Origin of the sequence: Gracilibacillus suaedae (assembly GCF_017599345.1) — a bacterium.
Taxonomy (GTDB): domain Bacteria; phylum Bacillota; class Bacilli; order Bacillales; family Amphibacillaceae; genus Gracilibacillus; species Gracilibacillus suaedae.
This window is the reverse complement of the sequence record NZ_JAGFVL010000015.1, coordinates 1-2892: the sequence shown is the minus strand read 5'-3', so window position 1 is coordinate 2892 and position 2892 is coordinate 1. Positions and strand designations below refer to the sequence as shown.

The 2892-nt window shown below is 33.8% G+C and carries 4 protein-coding genes; 2 read left to right on the top strand and 2 right to left on the bottom strand.

What is annotated here, in order from left to right:
• Positions 1-25: 25 nt before the first annotated feature.
• Positions 26-1264 carry an IS256 family transposase gene (locus J5J03_RS02560; RefSeq protein ID WP_208585893.1) on the bottom strand — a complete coding sequence of 413 codons (1239 nt, stop codon included), beginning with the start codon at positions 1262-1264 and terminating at the stop codon, positions 26-28.
• 126 nt (positions 1265-1390) lie between these two features.
• Positions 1391-1801, bottom strand: coding sequence for a hypothetical protein (locus J5J03_RS02555; protein ID WP_208585949.1), 411 nt, complete (start codon positions 1799-1801; stop codon positions 1391-1393).
• 372 nt (positions 1802-2173) lie between these two features.
• Between J5J03_RS02555 and J5J03_RS02550 the strand changes: the two genes are divergently transcribed.
• Both J5J03_RS02550 and J5J03_RS22325 read left to right on the top strand, forming a co-directional pair.
• Positions 2174-2539, top strand: coding sequence for a hypothetical protein (locus J5J03_RS02550; RefSeq protein ID WP_208585948.1), 366 nt, complete (start codon positions 2174-2176; stop codon positions 2537-2539).
• Positions 2540-2608: 69 nt separating this feature from the next.
• On the top strand, positions 2609-2863 hold the full coding sequence (locus J5J03_RS22325) for a DUF5819 family protein (protein WP_407927792.1): 255 nt from the start codon (positions 2609-2611) through the stop codon (positions 2861-2863).
• Positions 2864-2892 lie beyond the last annotated feature (29 nt).

Below are 2892 nucleotides of genomic sequence, written 5' to 3'. Positions count from 1 at the left end.
GGGCTTGTCAAGAAAAGTGTGTAAGTTATTCTAAATACTTTAACACTCGTTCATTAAGATGGTCATGAATTAAGAACTGGTTCATGACCATTGCCCATTGTTGAATATGGCCACCTTCCCATTTACTTTCAAGTTCTTTCGTTCGTAAATACAAGACTTTTAGAAGAGCGTTCTCGTTTGGGAATGCTCCTTTTTTAGTCACTTTTCTAAAGCTGGAATGTATACTTTCTACGGCATTTGTGGTGTACATGATTTTGCGTATCGCACTTCCATAATCAAATAGTTGTTCCACATGGGAGAAATTCCGTTTCCAAACGTCAATCGCTCCAGGATAAGCAGACCATTGTTGTTGAAAAGTTTCAAATGCACTATGACAGGCCTTAAGACTTGGTGCACTATACACCTTTTTTAAGGCAGCGGTGAAAGGTTTATAGTCTTTACTTGGAACGTACTTAATCGAATTTCGAATGAGATGGACGATACAGCGTTGCACGATTACTTGTGGGAAAATAGCACGAGCTCCATCTTCTAAACCACTTACTCCATCCATCGAAATAAAGAAAATATCTTCTACACCACGAGCTTTTATTTCATCAAAGATTTGCATCCATTTATGCTTACTTTCCGTTTCATTTAACCATAGACCAAGAATGTCTTTCTTTCCTTCCATGGTATAGCCTAACATGGTATAAACAGCGTATTTCTTTGTTTCGTAGTCGTTACGTATTGTCGTATAAAGGCAATCTACAAACACAAAGGGATAACAGTTGCTTAAAGGGCGACTTTGCCACTCTTCTAAATCAGGAAGCACTGTATCCGTAATATCAGATATCATTTCATGAGACACGGAGAAACCATAGATATCTTCTATAGTGGATGAAATATCTCGCTGAGACATCCCTCTTGCATACATGGAGATAACTTTATCCTCGATGGCAGAAACATCTCTTTTGCGCTTTGGAATAAGTTGCGGTTCAAATGAACTATCTCGATCACGTGGTACGGCAATATCCACTTCGCCAGTAGTCGTTTTGACTGTCTTTTCTCCGTACCCATTCCGTCTATTGTTTGTTTCTTTTTCTCCTTTATCATTTGATTCATAGCCCAAATGATGATTCATTTCACCTTTTAGCATCGATTCAAACATCGGCCCGAATATGTCCTTTAATGCATGTTGCATATCTTCTACAGACTTTGGTTGATACTGTTCCATAATCTTGTTAGCTAATTCTACGGAGTTAGGATCTCTTTTGGGTTTGCCCATTTAAAACACTCCTTTAGCTTTATATTTTTATTCTACCAAATAAAAAACTGTGTGAGTAAGAAACCGTACGCATTTCTTACTTACACAGTTAATATTACACTCCCGTGTAATTGAACTAACGCACCTTTACTTTAACAAATCCAAGGCAATATCTGAGAGCCTATTTCTTATTACTAACTGAACTTTTCTTGCTTTTTCATTTATATTTTTTAAATCCTCTGCTTGTTTTTCCCAAGGTAATTCAGTTTCTTTTTCTAATTTAATTACTTCTTCTTCAATTAAAAACGAGTGATTCTCATATATCTTAATAGCAAATATTTCATCACTAAATTCATCTGGCAGCCTATAATTTAATTTGTTAAACCATTCTTGAAATTCTTCTTCACTATATTTGTTAACCCTTTTTTCTAAGGTTGTTATTATTTCTTCAACAAACTCTTTATAATAACCCATTTCATACATTGCTTTTTGGATATTCTCCAAAGAGATATTAACTAATGAATTTCTATCCTTAAAGCCAAATATTTTCTTAAGCATTTTTCTCCTCCTAAAGCATTTTTCTTCAACTTTTCTGCCCGTTAGTTGAAGATCACTAATTCACAATCAATAATTCAATTGTACCATAAACAGTATAAAATCTTAATGCTATGTAAAAAAGCCTAGGTGCGGAAAGCCTGGGTCTTTTAAATTCTTATGAAGTCATTAACAATCTACTTCAGGACGATCAATTATAATCCCCCGTGAGAAATTGTTTAACTTTGAAGTTGTATCATGAAACTAAATTATTTATAAAAAACAAATTCATATAACTAATTCTGACATTTAATTTAAAAATTTTTTAAAAAAAGAGGATATTTGTTAAAAATGTCAAATTATATATAATATGTTTAAAATAAAGGAGGTGTTTGTATGAAAATAAAATTGAAATTATTCGGGACTATCTCATTAGTTGGAATTTTAGTGCTAGGTTTTTTCTTTGCGAATTCTAGCTATTCTTCAGCTACAACAAATAGTAGCCTGGGTAATCAAGTAGTAAGTGAGGAGTCCTCGATTGAAAAGTCTTCTGAAGTACAACCACAAAATGCGTTGGCATTTGCTGCAGGAGCAGTAGCTGGTGGCGTATTGTATGATGCAGTTAAAGCTGGTTACAATTGGGTTTATGAACAATCTACACCAGGAAGACAAGCATTACAAAATGCTGATGTTCCTGCCGGATACAAGAATGGGATGTCTGTTCAAGAGACCCAACAAGAAAAACAAGCATTTGGAAGATAAATCATTTTAAGGAACTATAAGATTCTTACTTATAGTTCCTTAAATTCATAAAGAGAAGGGAAACAGGATATGAAATATAGAGTAATTATATTTGTGATTTTTACAGTACTTATCACTTTCCACACAACTATGACCATTGTATATAATTTCCCAGTTACACCATTTAAAAACAAAGTAGATCCTATTGTTAATTTATATATGAATCCATTATTCACACAAAGATGGACACTATTTGCACCAACACCGGCCAATACTAATTGGTATGTCAACACTAAATCGGACAATTTTTTAAAGGTTCATCAACTTGTATTCAGTAGGTGTTAAATAATTTAGAGATCCATGAATTCGAATGT